The following is a 15,985-nucleotide window of genomic DNA, read 5'->3' as shown; positions in this document are numbered from 1 at the left end:
TTAAAATTACAACCTCATCACTATAAGTGATATTGCCACCTGCAACTTTTGGACTATTTTCATACCAATTTTCTATAGCTTGATTAACAAAATGAAAAATATTTCCTCTTTTTTTTGAGAAATTCGTTATATTCTCTTTGGTTACTTACTCTCATTTTTTGCGGCATAAGTTATACTTGTTTGGAAAATGCCTATTCTACAACTAAATTCGTTAGTAGTCATATATTGAAAAGCTTTTCTTCTTACAATAACCTCTACCAACACTAGCTATTCAACAAAGCCAGCCCGGTATAGACGGATTAAAAGGAGATATTGGTCCTAAAGGATTAGAAGGAGCTATGGGAATAAAAGGTGATATAGGTGAAAAAGGAGAACCAGGTGCGAATGGATTGCCAGGTTCCAAGGGAGAAGATGGAATAGGTGCTACATTAGCTGATCAGTTTTTACGTGAGATAAGAAAAGCAAAAAATGAAACTCTGGATGCTAAAAAAGCAGAAGAGGCAGCTAAAAATGCTTCAGAAGGTTTTGCTAAACAAGCTAAAGATACGGAAGATAAGGTTGAAATACTACACAATCAAACAGTAAATCTTACAGGAGAAGCTGAAGATTCTGCTGATCAAGCACTTCAATTCGCAGAAAATGCGGAAGTATTGTATAGTAGTGTAAAAGATATGTTTTGATAACAAATCCTGCAGATCATGTTTGTAGTGCACGCAGAAGAAGGAGGGAAACTAAAAAATCATCATTGACAAGCGGAGCAAGAAGACCAACTTCATTTATATCTCAAGTAATAAATTTCTTTTACCCGGCGATAGGACAGGACAAATATAAAGTAAAAAATGAAATACAGGAAGTGGCAAAAATAATAGATGCAGCAGATGTTGTAACAAAATTTGAAGAAGTATTGGGAGCAACAGCTGTGAAATGTGGCATTTTAAAGCAAAGTCTAAATTTTGATCCAGTGGAACTGCAATCAACCATTATCAATAAGTCATTACTTAATGATGAAAATCATAATGAGTTGTTGAAGTTCTTGTGTGTAACTGCAAAAAAATCATTCCCTAATTACAAACAAACTAATAAATGTTTGTTTGCTTTTAAAGATCATATGGAAAAAAAAAGATTAAAAGAAAATGAGCAACAAAGAGCTTTCGTTAACACTGAAAAAATAGTGGCAAATAATGAGCAGCCAAGGAGTTTTATGAGTTATGTCTCTTCTCCTAGTAGCCTCAGTGCTATTAATCAGCAAGTTGTCGGTTATTTAAGTTAATATCATGGAAAAACATATATTTAAAATAGAGGATAAAAACCCGCTCTATAAAAAAAGGTGGACTTTATTTTACAATAGAAGGTGATTATATCTATATATCAGATAAAGAAGGAAAATGTCTTCCAGTATGTGAAGATGGTAGTTACTATAAGTAGCAATACACAAAAAATGAACATGATATATTAGAAATCAGTGAGATATCAACAATAATAAAAAACTTAATTAAAACTGAGCAATGCAGTACATCGGAAGCAACAGCTAAGGCAGAGCAGAATTTTACTTTGCAGCAAGGAGAGAAGTTATCGGACAATATCTATCCATAAGATATCATGTTAAACGGTAAGCTTGTGGCTACTTTACCGAAAATAGGTTACTGCATGCTTGATGATCAATTGGTCATACATAATCACGTTACAGAAGAAGAGATAAAAATTCCTAGAGACTTTCATTATCTTAAAGTAGTCAAGTCCAGTAGTAATGATGATTATCAATTAACGTTTTGTAATTTCTTAGGTAATAAGTTTTTTGAACATAAAAAGTACGATTCTCAATACTCAAATGTTCCAAATAAATATCAATTATATAAGTTTAAACTGTATGAAAAAGGAATATAAGCCCGATTTCTGCAAGTTACTTAACGATAAACCATCGTTTTTTATTGTGAAAGGAACTACTAATCAAGATTCTTCAGGCCACTGCCCAGCTGATGTATTTGAATTAACAAAAAGTGGAAAAGGTAAGAAAATGGCTACATTAATTGATCAATTTGGCTCTTTCAATTAAAGAGGGTAAGTTTCAGTATTGTGATTACCATACAAAAGTAGACTACAATGTTTATGATTCTTATAAAATTAATAAAGAGTAAAAAACAACAGATGAATTTCTCTTCAATGAAGACATAGTACTTTATACTATTCCAGAGCTATTTTAATCGCATACAAGGTATATTACAATTGTTTCAATTAATTGTTTTTAAAATTGAATCGAGTAGACTTTCAAGCAGCGTAAATGTATACTTTTTAGTTTAGATTGGCTACCATTTTACCGCTCGTGAGTACAGTAGTGGTTTTGTAATAGAACACAAGCTGCAAAAACTTAAGGAAAAATGGGTCAGTTCTTGACACTGGCATCTAGTTCTTTCCATCAAAAATGCTGTAAAGTGTTCACCAATTTAGTTGGATACTAGTACTGGCATGATATTATGAATACCTAGCAGTTTATGAAGGTGTCATTCCAGCGCGTGGCGCTGTAATCTGGTTCTTATTACCTGAGTCTTCTGGTTCCCAGTACTCGGATGATAAGAAAAGAAACACTGGTTTCAATATTTGCATGCATCTGAACAGATACAGATAGCTAAAATATTGAAGAAAGTATACGCGTCAAAGTGTAACAGTTTAGACCTGATCTAACAGCTTAATGAAGCAAGATAAAAATATAAATAAATTATAAATGAGTGTCAGAAATGAGTACAACACAAGAAAAACACTAGAACCAAAGTTGGGGTTACTAGAACTTGCAAAGCAATTAGGAGATGTATCCCAAGCGTGTAAAGTAATGGGGTATGCAAGGGATACATTTTACCGCTTCAAAGAGCTATATGAAACAGGAGGGGAAAAGCATTATATGAGATAAACAAAAGCAAACCATTACTTACCAATAGAGTACCAAAGGATACAGAAGAAGCAGTAGTTAAAATAGCAGTAGAGTTTCCAGCATATGGACAAGAAAGAGCAGCTAATGAATTAAAGAAAAAAGGAATTCTAATATCTGCTAGTGGTATAAGGTCAATATGGCAAAGAAACGATCTCGAAAATTTTAAAAAGAGATTGAAAGCCCTGGAAGCAAAGGTGGTCCAAGACGGTATAATTTTAACAGAGGAGCAAGTTGCTGCTTTAGAAAAAAAACTAAGGAACAAAAAGAAGCCAATGTTAGAAACAACACCCTGGATACTTAGGTAATCAAGATGCCTATTATGTAGGCAATATCAAAGGTATTGGAAGAATTTATCAACAAACTTTTATTGACACCTACTCTATAGTGGCCTTCGCTAAGCTTTATACGGAGAAAACTGCTATCACAGCTGCAGATCTTCTCAATGATAGAGTTATACCATTTTTTGATAAACAGAAAGTTCCATTGCTACGCATTTTAACTGATCTTGGTACATAGTATTGTGGTAAACTAGGGAATCATGCGTACCTGTTATGTTTGAGAGTAGAAAATATTGATCATTCTAGAACCAAAGCTTATTCTCCACAGACTAATGGTATATGTGAAAGGTTTCATAGAACTATGCAAGATGAATGTTACAATATTATCTTTAGGAAAAAGATTTATAGTACTTTGGAGGAGCTTCAATTAGATGTCGATCATTGGTTGCATTCTTATAACAGAGATAGACCTCATTCCAGTAAGTATTGCTATTCCTATGCAGACCTTTTTTGATAGTATTCATATTGCTTACCAAAAAAAAATATTGATAACATTAAAATAGATTCTGATGTCGGTTTTGACTTCTTCGATTCTTCTGTCAGGTCAAGTCTAAACTGTTACATACAGCAATTGCGAAAGGTTTTCTTGCCGGTAGTGCAATTGCATTATCAGGTGTTTTAATAGCAAAAGCACTTTCTGCAACTGTAGTAGTTACAGCTGAGTCAAAACCCCTCTACACCAATAGCAGTGGCTAAAACTGCAGCTATAGCGCTAGTAGTTGGCAGTGCAATATATGCATTGTCCAAGCCTGATACTCAAGTTGATAAACCAGTCTTAACAAATGGACAGCAGGAAACTGCTGGCGCTAGTAGGGTTGCCTAGCGCATATTTGACCTAGCTGAATAAACACTGATCATAGGAAAACGACATTACAGGGATACTGTAATAACGTAGGAGAGAACGCTGACAACTTTCGTTTAGGCAAGATTATATCTTGAAAAAATTAAGCTTTAGTGCTATTAAATAGTTGTAAATTTTGTCTCTTTGGTAGCTTTATGAATGTTAAAAATGAGAAAATACATGATACTAAAATAAAATTACCAATATTTCTCGATTATCAATCTACTACTAAAGTAGATCCTCGTGTTTTAGAGGTGATGATACCTTATTTTGGTGAGTTTAGTAATTCACACTCTCGTAGCCATTCATTTGGTTGGACAGCTGAGAAAGCAATAGAAAAAGCAAGGAAGCACATTGCTGATTTAGTGAATGCAGACAGCAAAGAAATCGTCTTTACCTCGGGTGCAACCGAATCAAATAACATGGCTATCAAAGGTATTGCTCATTTTTATAAGAATAATGGAAATCATATAATAACTGTCTGCACAGAGCATAAGTGCGTTTTAGATTCTTGTCGACATCTGGAAGATGAAGGCTTTAAAGTTACATATTTGTCTGTTAAGCAAAACGGAATTATAGATTTGTTGAAACTTGAGGAGGCAATCACTGATAAAACAATTCTGATTTCAGTGATGATGGCAAATAATGAAATCGGAGTAATTCAACCTATCAAAGAAATTGGTGCAATGTGTAGAAAGCATAATATATTTTTTCATACAGACGCTGCCCAAAGCTTTGGAAAAGTTCCAATAGACATAAATGAAATTAACATTGATCTTATGAGCCTTTCTAGCCATAAAATTTATGGACCTATGGGAATAGGTGCATTATATGTCCGTAGAAAAAATCCTCGTGTTAGGTTGACGCCACTAATTAGTGGTGGTGGACAGGAGAGAGGCATGCGCTCTGGAACAATTCCTACTCCCCTTGCAGTTGGTTTTGGTGAAGCGGCACGTATCGCTAAAGAAGAAATGGAAATAGAAGCAAGCAAATTAGAAGAGTTGAGAGATATTTTGTACAACAAAATAAAAGAGGCATTTCCTGATGTTGTTTTAAATGGTGACTACGAAAATAGGATTCCAGGTAACCTTAACTTAAGTTTTCCTTATGTTGAGGGTGAGTCTCTTATCATGGCAATTAAGGATTTAGCAGTAAGCTCTGGTTCTGCATGCACATCCGCATCTCTTGAACCTTCTTATGTCATAAGATCACTAAACAATGGCCACGATCTTGAGCATTCATCAATTAGATTTGGCCTTGGCCGATTTACAACTAAAGATGAAGTTCTATACGCAGCAGATCTTGTTACTAAAAATGTTGGACGGCTAAGAGAGATGAGCCCTCTTTTGGAAATGGTACAAGAGGGAATAGATTTAAGCACCGTAAAATGGGACTCTCATTGAATAATAAGACGTTAACCATTAGCAGAGTGATGGTTATCTAAGCTACTTTCTATCGGTAAAATCGGAAACTTAGCTTTAAGTCCTTTGTAGATATCACGGAACTAAGTAGCAATCCTATACATATTAAGCTCGCAGCAGTTGTGCTTCCGCCATAGGATAGAAATGGAAGTGGGTCACCTATTATAGGTAATAGGCCTATTGTCATTCCGATATTTATAAAGAAATGAGCACCAAAAAAGGCGAAAACCCCGATAGATATTAACTTAGAAAAGTAATTTTTTGACCTGTAAGCAATGGAGAATATTATAGCAAGCAGTGTGGTATAGAGTAAAATCAAAGCCATGCTTCCTAAGAACCCCCATTCCTCACTAAGTACCGCAAAAGCAAAATCTGTGCGTTTCTCTGGCAAAAATCCAAGTTGAGTTTGACTCCCATTAACAAACCCCTTACCAAACAAACCTCCTGAACCAATAGCTATTTGAGATTGCTGTGCATTATAACCTATTCCAAGTGGATCTACTGATGAATCCAAAAATGATAATATCCTTTGCTTGTGATAAGGGCGCAAAAAATGACAAATAGCTGGTATTGAGAAAATGCCAAGCGTTCCAAGAATTATTAAATGAGGTCTTTCCATTATTGCTGTGAATACAATCGATGCTCCTATAAACAATATTATTACAGCTGTTCCTAAATTAGGTTGCTTCAATACAAGGAATACAGGTAAGAAAATAATTATAAGTGGCTTAAATAAACTTTGAAATTTCATCATTTTATACACACTTTGTTTATTAAAATAACGAGCAAGTGCAAGTATTAAGCCTACTTTTACAAATTCTGATGGTTGTAAACTAATTGACCCAATTCTTATCCATCTCGTTGCACCCATTATATGCGAGCCAAAAAAATTTACTGCTAACAGCGCAATTACTGCTGCTATGTAAAAAAAATAAGCGTGCTTCAAATAAAAATCTAGCTCTATAAATGACATAGCTATAGCAAGCAAAAGGAAGAAAGAGAATATAACCAATTGGTGAATTGCAAATGGAGCCCACTTTCCTCCAGCAGAAGAATATTGAACAACAATGCCAACGCAAAGCAGAGCTATTACATTCATGACTAATAATAAGTGAATCTTCTTCAGCTTATCCACAGCAAAAACTTTACAGACTTTTAGATAAAATAAAACATAAGAAAATCAAAAAGCAAATTTATTAATTACCAACCGAATTGGATTACTATATATCCCAGTTATTACCGTTAAAATTGCCATAAATAATAGACAAAAGAGCATAAGAAATGGTACCTCATTAGGTGTCATTTTAGTGTTTGATGCTGCGCTATTTTCAAAATACATTTTCTCTACCACCCTCCACATATATATTAGTGCAAGAAAAGAGCCAGCAGCAAAAACTACAAGGGAAATCCATGCATGAGATTCAAGAATTGCTTGCATCATATACCACTTACTTACAAAGCCATTTGTCAAGGGTACACCGACTAATGCTAAACTAAGTAGAGTAAATGAGAGTGTTGTACAGAGCATTGACTTTTTTAGTCCTGACAAATTTTCTATCTTTGTCATACCAAATTTATAAGAGATACACCCTGCAACCATGAATAAAGACGTTTTTATTATGCTATGATTTACTATGTGAAGAACTGCTGAAAACAAACCTGATTTTGAATTTAAACCCAGCATTAAAAGTATATAGCCAATCTGACTGATACTGGAGTGAGCAAATAGTCTTTTTATATCTTTTTCGATTATTGCAGATATTGATCCAAATACAATAGCGCAAAGTGCGAGGATAATTATCACATCGTGCAGTGGTAAGAAAAAATTTTGCTGAAAAACGTTGTAAAAGATTCTGATAAAAACATATATCATCACTTTGGTTACTGTACCTGAAAAGAATACGCTAATGAAGCTTGGTGCTCCACTATACGCATTAACTAGCCATTTACTGAGTGGAAACAGTGCCATTTTTATTGAGAGACCAACAAAAATGAATAATGTACCAAGTCTTATGATGTTATTATCGTATAATGGTACTATTCTTTCAGCCATGTCAGACATGTTGAGCGTTCCGGTCATAGAGTATAAAAGGCCGATGCCAAACAAGTAAAATGTTGCTCCTACAGTGCCACTAATGAGGTATTCAAATGCTGCAACTAAAGCTTTCTTATCCCTTCCTATTGAAACTAAAACATAAGAAGAAAGAGATGCAATTTCCAAAAAAACATAAAGATTGAATATGTCGTTTGTTACTAGAATCCCGAGTAGTCCGCTTAAACACAGTAGAAATAGAGAATAAAAACCAGTGATCTTGTTTTTGCTAATTTCTTTTTCGTTAATATAAAAGCTATAAAGCACGCTAATAAGCGCTATAAAATTCACCAAAGTTAGAATCAAGGAGTTCAATATGTCGATTCTCAACTCTATTCCGTACGGAGGAGCCCAATCTCCAAGATAATAAGTTATAACTTCACCATTGTATGTTTTTACTAGCAACACTAATGAAATAAAGAAAGTAGCTGCCGTTGTAAAAAAAGAGATAAACCAGGACACCCCATGTTTCCTGGTAAGAAAGCAGAACATCGATGCAATTATTGGTATAATAACTTGTAGAATTGGTAATTGCATTAAACTGTTGTTAATACATCGTTAAAGTATTAGTATATACAATACTTTTTGTTTTAATACCTTTATGTTATCTAAAACTTATAATTCAGTAACAAACTTATTAAGGAGAAAAGGTGAACTTATAGGTAGGGATGAAAACGGAAATTCTTACTATGAGTCAAGTAAAGGGAGAAGATGGGTAATATATGGTAATGTTTCTGAGCCTACAACAATTCCTCCAGCATGGCATATATGGCTGCATTATACTGATAATGCAGTACCAATTAATAATACAGGAAAAACTCCTAATTTAACGGGTACAAAAGATGCATACTACCCAAATAAAAAGGTGAAAAACTACTATAAAAGCTGGAATCCTAATAATTAAAGATGCGAAGGTCAAATATACTTGAAATAATTGCTGGGTCATTTGTATTGATTTTCACCATTTTTCTTGTCTTCTTCGCTATTAATAAGCTATCTTACATAAAGAGAAACTATAAGGATTGCTATAAAATGCATGGCCTTTTTACTGATGCTAACGGTGTAGAGATTGGTGATAGTGTCAAGATCTCTGGTGTAGAAATCGGAAGCATAACTGGTGTATCGCTCGACAAAGCTGCCTACATAGCACGAATCGATATGTGCATAAGCAGAGACATAAAGTTGCCGATTGATAGCTCAGCTCTAATCTCTAGCAGTGGGGTTGTTGGTAGTAAATTTGTTAATATATCACCTGGTGCAGATCCTAAATTAATTTCACACGGTGGTAAAATAGCTCATACTCAAGCTGGAGCAAATATGGGTGGAATAGTGGATAAAATTATTGGCATGTTTACAAAGTGAGAATAAGAACACATAAGCCAACTTGTCCTATGTACAATTAAGGTATTTTTCTATCAATAGCTTAAAGTTGTTCAGCATTTGAATTATCAAGATTTCTGCTAGGTTTTACATTCCTAATAATCTCAATAAATGCCTGTACTTTCAGTATAGGAGTGTTTTTTTTACGTACTTAGGAAAGTGTTAAATAAACTGTATCAAACCGAGAAGCAACAATAAAATAGAAACAAAAAATGGAGGTTTGACAATGAGTCAAGCAAACAGAACTAACGGTTTGGTAGACTATAAAGAATTATAAACAAATATCTTATCGTCTATACGAGAAAGAAGACTATTGATGGAAAGGGATGGTGCATTAACACCGTTTGTAAAAAGGATACTGGAAGATATTCTGGAAGGTGAAATAAAAATCACTTGTCGACTAAAAGCGAAGAAAATAACCGAAGAAATTGAAGAAATTCAAAGACTTTACGGACAAGTGTAAGTTCATTTAAGTTATTGACACCAAGAGATAGGGAATGAAGCTTTGAGCCACAAGTAGTCAGAAAAAGGCAAACAAACGAACTTGAAGCAAAGGTTTTAAGTACATATTCCATTGGCATGGTATATAGAGATATAGCGTCGCATGTAGAAGAGATATAAAATATCTGTAGCAGAGATATCAAGTATTACCGATAAATTATTGCCTGTAATCAATGAGTGGCATAGTTGTCCACTGCAATCAGTGTATCCAATAGTGTTTATGGTTTTTTTAAGGTCAAAAAAGACGGGCATTGCGTAAGTAAATATATGTAGAATATATTAACAGAATGAAAGGAAAGAAGTTTTAGGCTTTTATATAGCAGAAAGTGAGGGAGCTAACTTTTTGGTGGGGATGTTAAATGACTTGAAAGAGAAAGGAGTAGAAGATATCCTGATTGTATGTGTAGATGGGATAAAAAGCTTTCCTAAAACAATAAAAAGTGTATTTCCTAAAGCAGAAGTACAACTATGTATTGTACATCAGATAAGAAATTAACTGAAATATGCATCGAGCAAAGATGTGAAAATTTTCATGAATGATTTGAAAAAAATATACCGTGCTGTAAGTAGAGAAATTGCCGAAAGTTATTTGCTTAAGCTAGAGAAAAAATGGGGAGAAAAATATACTTTAGTTTTTGGAGAATAATTGGGAAAATCTTTCTAGTTATTTTAAATATTCCGGCCCTGTAAGAAAATTAATTTATACCACAAATCCTATTGAAGGGTTACATAGACAGATCAGAAAATTTACTAATAAGAGCTCATTTACTAGCACAAATACCTTGTATGAACAGGTATATTGTGCTATGAAAAAGGTAGGAGAAAAATGAGCTATGCCTATACATGATTGGGCTTTGGTTACGTCTCAACTTAATATCTTTTTTTTCTTGTAGGTTAAAAATTGAGTTCAACTAAAAATACGGTTTCACACAGTTTGTTTAACCATGTGTGTAAAGTTAAGAAGAAGTGAGGTAAAGTTGGTGTAAAGAAAAGAAAAAGAAGATATAAATTCTTCTAAATTTAACAAACAAAATGGAGAACTTATACAATGAAAAGAATAGTTTGCATCTCAAAAAAGCTCAAAGAATTTTTTAATGAAAAAGCAGATAAAATCTCAACCACAACAGGATTCATAAAAAGAAAGAGGAAGCTAAAAGGCTCATCGTTTGTAAAAGCCATAGTCTTGGGTAATATAGGGATTGATAATTGTAGTATAGAGATAATTTGTTAATTATTGAGTGGAGACTCGATAAATATAACAAAGCAAGTTCTGGACTTTAGATTTACCAAGGAAGCAGTGGAATTTATGAAAAGAATGTATAATGAGTCTTTAGTTTTATTTAAAAATAGCTTAAAAGGTTGATTGCAGAACTTTGAAGCACTTTAGAAGTGTTAAGCTATTGGATAGTAGCTATATCAGCCATACCTAATGGTATGGAAAATATATATAAAGGTTATGGTAATAGCTACAGTAGTTATGAAAGTAATACTAAGTATGGAATAAAGTTACAATTAGTTTTTGACTACCTAACCCAGACATTAGAGCAGCTTAATATAACTGAGGGAATAAGGTCAGATCAGTTGTATAGAAGACATTTAAGCAATATATCGAGCAACGATTGACTAATATCTGATTTGGGTTATTTTGTGCCAAGTTCCTTTAAACAAATCAATGAAGCCGGAGCTTATTTTATAAGTCGTTATAAATCTGATACCACCATATATGGTATATAAACAAATCAAAAAATAGAGTTATTAGAATGTTTAGAGGATAAATTGTTTCTAGAAAATGAGGTGCTGTTAGGAAAAGAAATAAAAATTAAAGTGAGAATTATATGTCAAAAATTAACTGAAGAACAGTCTATAATTAGAAGAAGTGCTAATAGGTTAGCAAAATCAAATGGATATACATCTTCTCAAAAGAATCAAAAATTGCTGGATTGGTTAATATTCATAACTAACGTTCTAGAAAATAAAATTAGTGCTGAGCAGGTATTAATAATTTACCGAGTAAGATGGCAGATTGAATTATTATTTAAATTGTATAAGAGTCACATCAGGCTTGACGAATTTAAAGGAAAACCATACAGAGTATTATGTAAACTATACGCTAAATTGCGCGCAATTATTATATTTCATGGAATGGTTGGTTGTACAGAACTAAAAAAGGGTACAGAACTTAGTCTAATAAAGGAATTTATTGAGCTTAAAAGGCAAGTTAGAGAGCTATTCTTAACATTAAATTGTGTAGTCAGTAAGATACAAATTTTCCTCAAAAAAAAACTCGCCTCAACCTGGTCAAAATTCTCCTTAAAAGACAAATATAGAAAAACAAGAATATCAAATTTGAGTGCACTAAATTTGCTCATTTTCCCTTAACTTGACGCGTATGGTTTATAGAACAATCCCTTTTTGAGGTTCACAGATCGCTAAAAATATTTAAACAACTAATTTTTATAACTTTGGACCAATAAAACTATTACACCTTAATTATCAAACAGTAACGTATAGAACTACAAACTTTTGTATATTAAGAAATTGTTTAAATTGCATATCTGGCTAATATGTCCCCTACTTCCAAGATAAAGTACCTCTCACTAAAAAATAGTGAATTTAATTTTTGTAATCACTTAAGTCTAGTATTATTTTGTTAATGTATCGTTCATTTGCATCCTTGATGATAAATTTTATACCATTTTTATATCTTATAACTTCATCTACAGAAGGTACCTTACCAGCAATTGAAAGAACTAAACCACTAAGTGTGGTATAATGCTCTTCAGAGTCACACAACTCTATTTTTAGATTTTCCTCTATATCCTTTACAAGGGCCCTTGACGATATTTCAAACTTATTTTGAGATAATTCAGTAATGGTGTGTTCTGAATTTACCTCATTCTCGTTATCAATATTTGGTATCAATTCTTCTATAAGATCATTTATCGAAATTAAACCATCAGTTCCGCCATATTCATCCAGTACAATAGCTAAATATGACTTGGAAGATTTCATTCTAACAAAAAGATTTATTGCTTTCATTGAGGCTGGAACAAATATTACATTTTGTATAATATTTCTCAGATTAAAATCTTTATTCTTATTGAAAATGACATCTTTTACGTAAAAAAAGCCTATTACGTTGTCAAAGTTATTCTTATAAGTTGGTATTTTAGTATGGTAAGTGTTTTTCACCTTCTTTATTACCTCATCCTTGCTAGATTCAATGTCTACTGCACATATCTCCTTACGTGGAGTCATTATATCCATGATACTACAATTACGGAATTTTAATAGACTATTAAGTATTTCAAGACCTGACAGATCACCCATTAATGCCTCAGTCGCACATTTTTTTAACACAGAAGTTTTATTGAAGAGAAAGAGAAAAATTCTATATGCTATTTTTTCTACTAAAGTTCTTTTCTTATTCAATTTATTCCCTTTGATGGTGAAAATATCTTTAGATAAGGTCTATCAAGAAAACTGTTATTAAATGTTTAATAAGCATGTGAATAATGTCAAATTAATTTGTGAATTATTTGTTAAAATAAAATACTAACAATTGATCAACAATTTTTTCAATTACATATACATAATTACATAACAATCCATGATAGTATTTTTTTTCCATAAAAGAAAATTACTAACATTCTAGACATCTTACTTATACACATAAATAATAAAAGAAAATCAATAGTATAGAGAAGTTATTAACATATTTATTCACAAGATAAGTAATACTAATTTTTACTGAATTTTAAGTTAATAACAATTTATTGATAGAACTACTACTACTGTTATACTTTAGTTTAGATAAAAAGTAGATAAAGTAGATTGAAAAGAAGTAAAGCAAAAATAGCAAGAACCATCAGCCAGAAGGAGTCAAATGAAAAAGTCCCTATTTGGTTAATGCGTCAAGCTGGTAGGTCTCTTCCTGAGTATCGTAAGGCAGTGGAAAACATGAATAATTTCATGGAGATATGTTATAGCACAAATTTGGTAACAGAGTTAACGTTACAACCAATAACAAGGTTCGACATGGATGCAGCGATAATTTTTTCTGATATTTTGATAATAGCTGACATTTTAGGTTGTAATGTAAATTTTATTCGAGGTGTTGGTCCAATAATAAGACCTATAGAAAGTGCTAAAGAATTGAAGAGTCTACAAGGAATTGAATCTAATACATTACCAATCCTAAATGCTATAAAAGAAGTAAGAAGCCAGTTGCCAGAAGAAAAATCGCTTATAGGCTTTGCTGGAGGGCCGTGGACGGTAGGTTCATACATCATAGAGGGCGGTGGTAGTAAAACTTTTTCCAAGGTGCTAAATTTTTGTCCATTCGCATTAGAGGAAATAATAAAAAAAATAACGGAAGCGACAATTATTTATCTGATCAAACAGATAGAGTTTGGAGTAGATGTTATTCAGTTATTTGACAGCAATGCTGGTGTATTGAAGGGGAAACTATTTGAAAGATACATCATCAAGCCAACAAAGGAAATTGTTTCGGCAATAAAGAGTAGATTTCCCAATTTTCCAATAATAGGTTTTCCGCGCTCTGCTGAAAATCTTTATACAGATTACTGCGAACAAACAGTCGTATCTGCAGTAAGTATAGATTATAATGTTCCAATAGAATGGGCGAAAGAAAATCTAAAAATTCCTCTGCAAGGGAACCTTAATCCTAGTCTTTTGGCCTACAATAAGTCAGAAGCAATTGAAGAAGCAAAGCGTATAATAGATTGTTTTAGAGGGTTACCTTTTATATTTAATCTTGGACATGGAGTACTTCCTGATACTCCGGTTGAAAATATTGCTGAATTAGTGGACCTAGTAAGAAACTACTAAAACTCTTGTATAAAAAGCCTTTATGAGTGTGGAATGAAAACCTTACTTGACAAACCTAATTCTCTTCCTTGCTGTGACGATAAGATTATTCATCCTTATTTTTTGGCTCAACGAAAAAATTCAGTAAAAAAACTCAAATGTTTATTGGTAAATTACATAAAAATTATGGCGGCTGCATGTCTTTTTTATTTTTCTATATTCAGAAAACGTGCTTGTTAGCACATTATTACAGAGCCAATTTACATTATTAAAACTCGCTATACAGGGGTTTATTCGCCTTTTTTAATTTATTAAGCTTTTTAATATCTATGTTTAAGAATACAAAAATACCAACCTTTATGTAAAATAATAAAACTTCTAGCTTTTTTGTTGTGTAGAGTTTATCATTTTTATTTAACTTTAGTGAGATTATGCCAGGCCTTGCAAAGAGGATGTCTCTGATAAAACCGTCGCCTACAATTGCTGTGACTGATAAGGCAAACAGATTAAAAAGCGAAGGAAAGAAAATTTGCGTTTTAGCTGCTGGAGAGCCGGATTTTGACACTCCAGATCATATAAAAAAGGCAGCTATTCAGTCGATAAATGAAGGTAAAACTAAATATACTGCTGTTGATGGAACTCATGAGCTTAAAGATGCGATAATCAATAAGTTAAAAAGGGATAACAATCTAGAATATACACTGAACCAAATTTGTGTCGGCGCAGGCGCTAAGCAGGTGTTATTTAACTTATTTATGGCAACAATTGACCCTGAAGATGAGGCTATAATACCAGCTCCTTATTGGGTTTCATATGTTGATATGGTAAATCTTTTTGGAGGACTACCGGTTATTGTAGAGTGCAAACAAAACTTTAAGCTTACACCTGAGTTACTGGAAATTAATATAACTGAGAAAACTAAATGGTTAATTCTTAATTCACCGAACAATCCAGCGGGAATTGTCTATACATATGATGAATTGAAAAGAATAGCGAGAGTATTGCTTAAACATCCACATGTGAATGTTGTTACAGATGATATTTATGAGCACATAATATACGACGAAAAGTTTTTTACCATTGCTAAGATTGAGCCAAAACTTTATGACAGAGTTTTTGTGGTCAATGGAGTATCAAAAGCCTATGCAATGACCGGCTGGAGAATAGGTTATATTGCAGGTAGGAGTGATATAGTAAAAGCTATTTCTACACTGCAGTCTCAAAGTACTTCTAATCCAAATTCAATAGCACAAGCAGCAGCAGTTGAAGCGTTAAACGGTGATCATAGTTTTTTGAAAGAAAGAACAAAAATCTTTAGGGAGCGTAGAGATTTTGTAGTAAAAAAGCTAAATTCTGCTTCAGGCTTGTCAGCATCTATTCCGCAAGGTGCATTCTATTTGTTTGTCTCATGTGAAAGTTTATTGGGTAAGAGTACGAAAAGTGGTAAAGTAATAAATAGTGATTTTGATTTTGCCGAATATTTATTAGAAGATCATTTAGTTGCTGTTGTTCCAGGAATTGCATTTGGTCTGAAAAATTTTATCAGAATTTCTTATGCAACCTCTCAGGAACAATTAGAAATTGGATGTGATAATATTACTAAAGCATGCGAAATGCTAAGTTAATTTTTTAATATTCCTGTATATACTATTTCAGTAA

Annotated in this window: 15 protein-coding genes and 4 pseudogenes; 15 read left to right on the top strand and 4 right to left on the bottom strand. The window is 32.9% G+C overall.

Annotated elements, in window-relative coordinates:
- Positions 1–167: pseudogene (locus tag wTpre_RS07505) on the bottom strand (IS5 family transposase); the annotation flags it as partial.
- Between the two features lie 171 nt (positions 168–338).
- On the opposite strand from wTpre_RS07505, the gene wTpre_RS06815 reads away from it, so the two are divergent.
- The 7 genes and pseudogenes from wTpre_RS06815 to wTpre_RS03655 all read left to right on the top strand — a co-directional run bounded on the left by wTpre_RS06815 (position 339) and on the right by wTpre_RS03655 (position 5,505).
- Positions 339–680, top strand: a complete 342-nt coding sequence (locus wTpre_RS06815) for a collagen-like triple helix repeat-containing protein (protein WP_068652063.1) — start codon at positions 339–341, stop codon at positions 678–680.
- The gene (locus wTpre_RS06810) at positions 677–1,270 is read left to right on the top strand and encodes a hypothetical protein (RefSeq protein WP_068652061.1); all 594 of its coding nucleotides are present in this window, start codon (positions 677–679) and stop codon (positions 1,268–1,270) included. The genes wTpre_RS06815 and wTpre_RS06810 overlap by 4 nt, the downstream gene beginning before the upstream one ends.
- 329 nt (positions 1,271–1,599) lie before the next feature.
- Complete coding sequence (locus wTpre_RS06805; protein WP_245609367.1) at positions 1,600–1,884, top strand: hypothetical protein; 285 nt, start codon at positions 1,600–1,602, stop codon at positions 1,882–1,884.
- Positions 1,868–2,053: a hypothetical protein gene (locus wTpre_RS06800; protein ID WP_245609366.1), complete on the top strand. Its 186-nt coding sequence runs from the start codon at positions 1,868–1,870 to the stop codon at positions 2,051–2,053. Before wTpre_RS06805 ends, wTpre_RS06800 begins: the two co-directional genes overlap by 17 nt.
- A 666-nt stretch (positions 2,054–2,719) precedes the next feature.
- A pseudogene (locus wTpre_RS03660) lies at positions 2,720–3,764 on the top strand (IS481 family transposase).
- 185 nt (positions 3,765–3,949) lie between these two features.
- The gene (locus wTpre_RS07205; protein WP_256359279.1) at positions 3,950–4,084 is read left to right on the top strand and encodes a hypothetical protein; all 135 of its coding nucleotides are present in this window, start codon (positions 3,950–3,952) and stop codon (positions 4,082–4,084) included.
- Between the two features lie 173 nt (positions 4,085–4,257).
- The gene (locus wTpre_RS03655) at positions 4,258–5,505 is read left to right on the top strand and encodes an IscS subfamily cysteine desulfurase (RefSeq protein ID WP_068652059.1); all 1,248 of its coding nucleotides are present in this window, start codon (positions 4,258–4,260) and stop codon (positions 5,503–5,505) included.
- Between the two features lie 49 nt (positions 5,506–5,554).
- Here wTpre_RS03655 and rodA read toward each other — a convergent pair whose 3' ends face one another.
- Together rodA and wTpre_RS03645 are read right to left on the bottom strand one after the other, a co-directional pair.
- A complete protein-coding gene (rodA, locus tag wTpre_RS03650; protein ID WP_068652057.1) occupies positions 5,555–6,658 on the bottom strand; it encodes a rod shape-determining protein RodA in 1,104 nt (367 codons plus the stop codon).
- A gap of 45 nt (positions 6,659–6,703) precedes the next feature.
- Positions 6,704–8,152 carry a proton-conducting transporter transmembrane domain-containing protein gene (locus wTpre_RS03645; protein WP_068652055.1) on the bottom strand — a complete coding sequence of 483 codons (1,449 nt, stop codon included), beginning with the start codon at positions 8,150–8,152 and terminating at the stop codon, positions 6,704–6,706.
- A 64-nt stretch (positions 8,153–8,216) separates the two neighbouring features.
- Between wTpre_RS03645 and wTpre_RS03640 the strand changes: the two genes are divergently transcribed.
- The 6 genes and pseudogenes from wTpre_RS03640 to wTpre_RS03625 all read left to right on the top strand — a co-directional run bounded on the left by wTpre_RS03640 (position 8,217) and on the right by wTpre_RS03625 (position 11,875).
- A complete protein-coding gene (locus tag wTpre_RS03640) occupies positions 8,217–8,519 on the top strand; it encodes an NADH-ubiquinone oxidoreductase subunit NDUFA12 family protein (RefSeq protein WP_068652053.1) in 303 nt (100 codons plus the stop codon).
- A gap of 2 nt (positions 8,520–8,521) precedes the next feature.
- Positions 8,522–8,977 carry an outer membrane lipid asymmetry maintenance protein MlaD gene (mlaD, locus tag wTpre_RS03635; RefSeq protein ID WP_068652051.1) on the top strand — a complete coding sequence of 152 codons (456 nt, stop codon included), beginning with the start codon at positions 8,522–8,524 and terminating at the stop codon, positions 8,975–8,977.
- 334 nt (positions 8,978–9,311) lie between these two features.
- Positions 9,312–9,458 carry a hypothetical protein gene (locus wTpre_RS07400; RefSeq protein WP_410543214.1) on the top strand — a complete coding sequence of 49 codons (147 nt, stop codon included), beginning with the start codon at positions 9,312–9,314 and terminating at the stop codon, positions 9,456–9,458.
- 198 nt (positions 9,459–9,656) lie between these two features.
- Positions 9,657–9,992, top strand: a pseudogene (locus wTpre_RS07395) (transposase).
- Positions 9,993–10,131: 139 nt separating this feature from the next.
- A complete protein-coding gene (locus tag wTpre_RS07390; RefSeq protein WP_410543213.1) occupies positions 10,132–10,326 on the top strand; it encodes a transposase in 195 nt (64 codons plus the stop codon).
- Between the two features lie 218 nt (positions 10,327–10,544).
- Positions 10,545–11,875 (top strand): annotated as a pseudogene (locus wTpre_RS03625) (IS4 family transposase).
- A gap of 234 nt (positions 11,876–12,109) precedes the next feature.
- On the opposite strand, the gene wTpre_RS03620 reads toward wTpre_RS03625, so the two are convergent.
- Positions 12,110–12,928, bottom strand: coding sequence for a transporter associated domain-containing protein (locus tag wTpre_RS03620; RefSeq protein WP_068652049.1), 819 nt, complete (start codon positions 12,926–12,928; stop codon positions 12,110–12,112).
- Between the two features lie 402 nt (positions 12,929–13,330).
- Between wTpre_RS03620 and hemE the strand changes: the two genes are divergently transcribed.
- Both hemE and wTpre_RS03605 read left to right on the top strand, forming a co-directional pair.
- Positions 13,331–14,347 (top strand): uroporphyrinogen decarboxylase, encoded by a 1,017-nt coding sequence (hemE, locus tag wTpre_RS03615; protein WP_068652047.1) that lies wholly within the window; start codon positions 13,331–13,333, stop codon positions 14,345–14,347.
- Positions 14,348–14,757: 410 nt separating this feature from the next.
- Positions 14,758–15,951 carry a pyridoxal phosphate-dependent aminotransferase gene (locus tag wTpre_RS03605; RefSeq protein ID WP_068652045.1) on the top strand — a complete coding sequence of 398 codons (1,194 nt, stop codon included), beginning with the start codon at positions 14,758–14,760 and terminating at the stop codon, positions 15,949–15,951.
- Positions 15,952–15,985 lie beyond the last annotated feature (34 nt).

This window comes from Wolbachia endosymbiont of Trichogramma pretiosum (assembly GCF_001439985.1).
Classification (GTDB): domain Bacteria; phylum Pseudomonadota; class Alphaproteobacteria; order Rickettsiales; family Anaplasmataceae; genus Wolbachia.
Note: the sequence above shows the minus strand (reverse complement) of the source record. Positions and strands in the feature narration are given on the sequence as shown.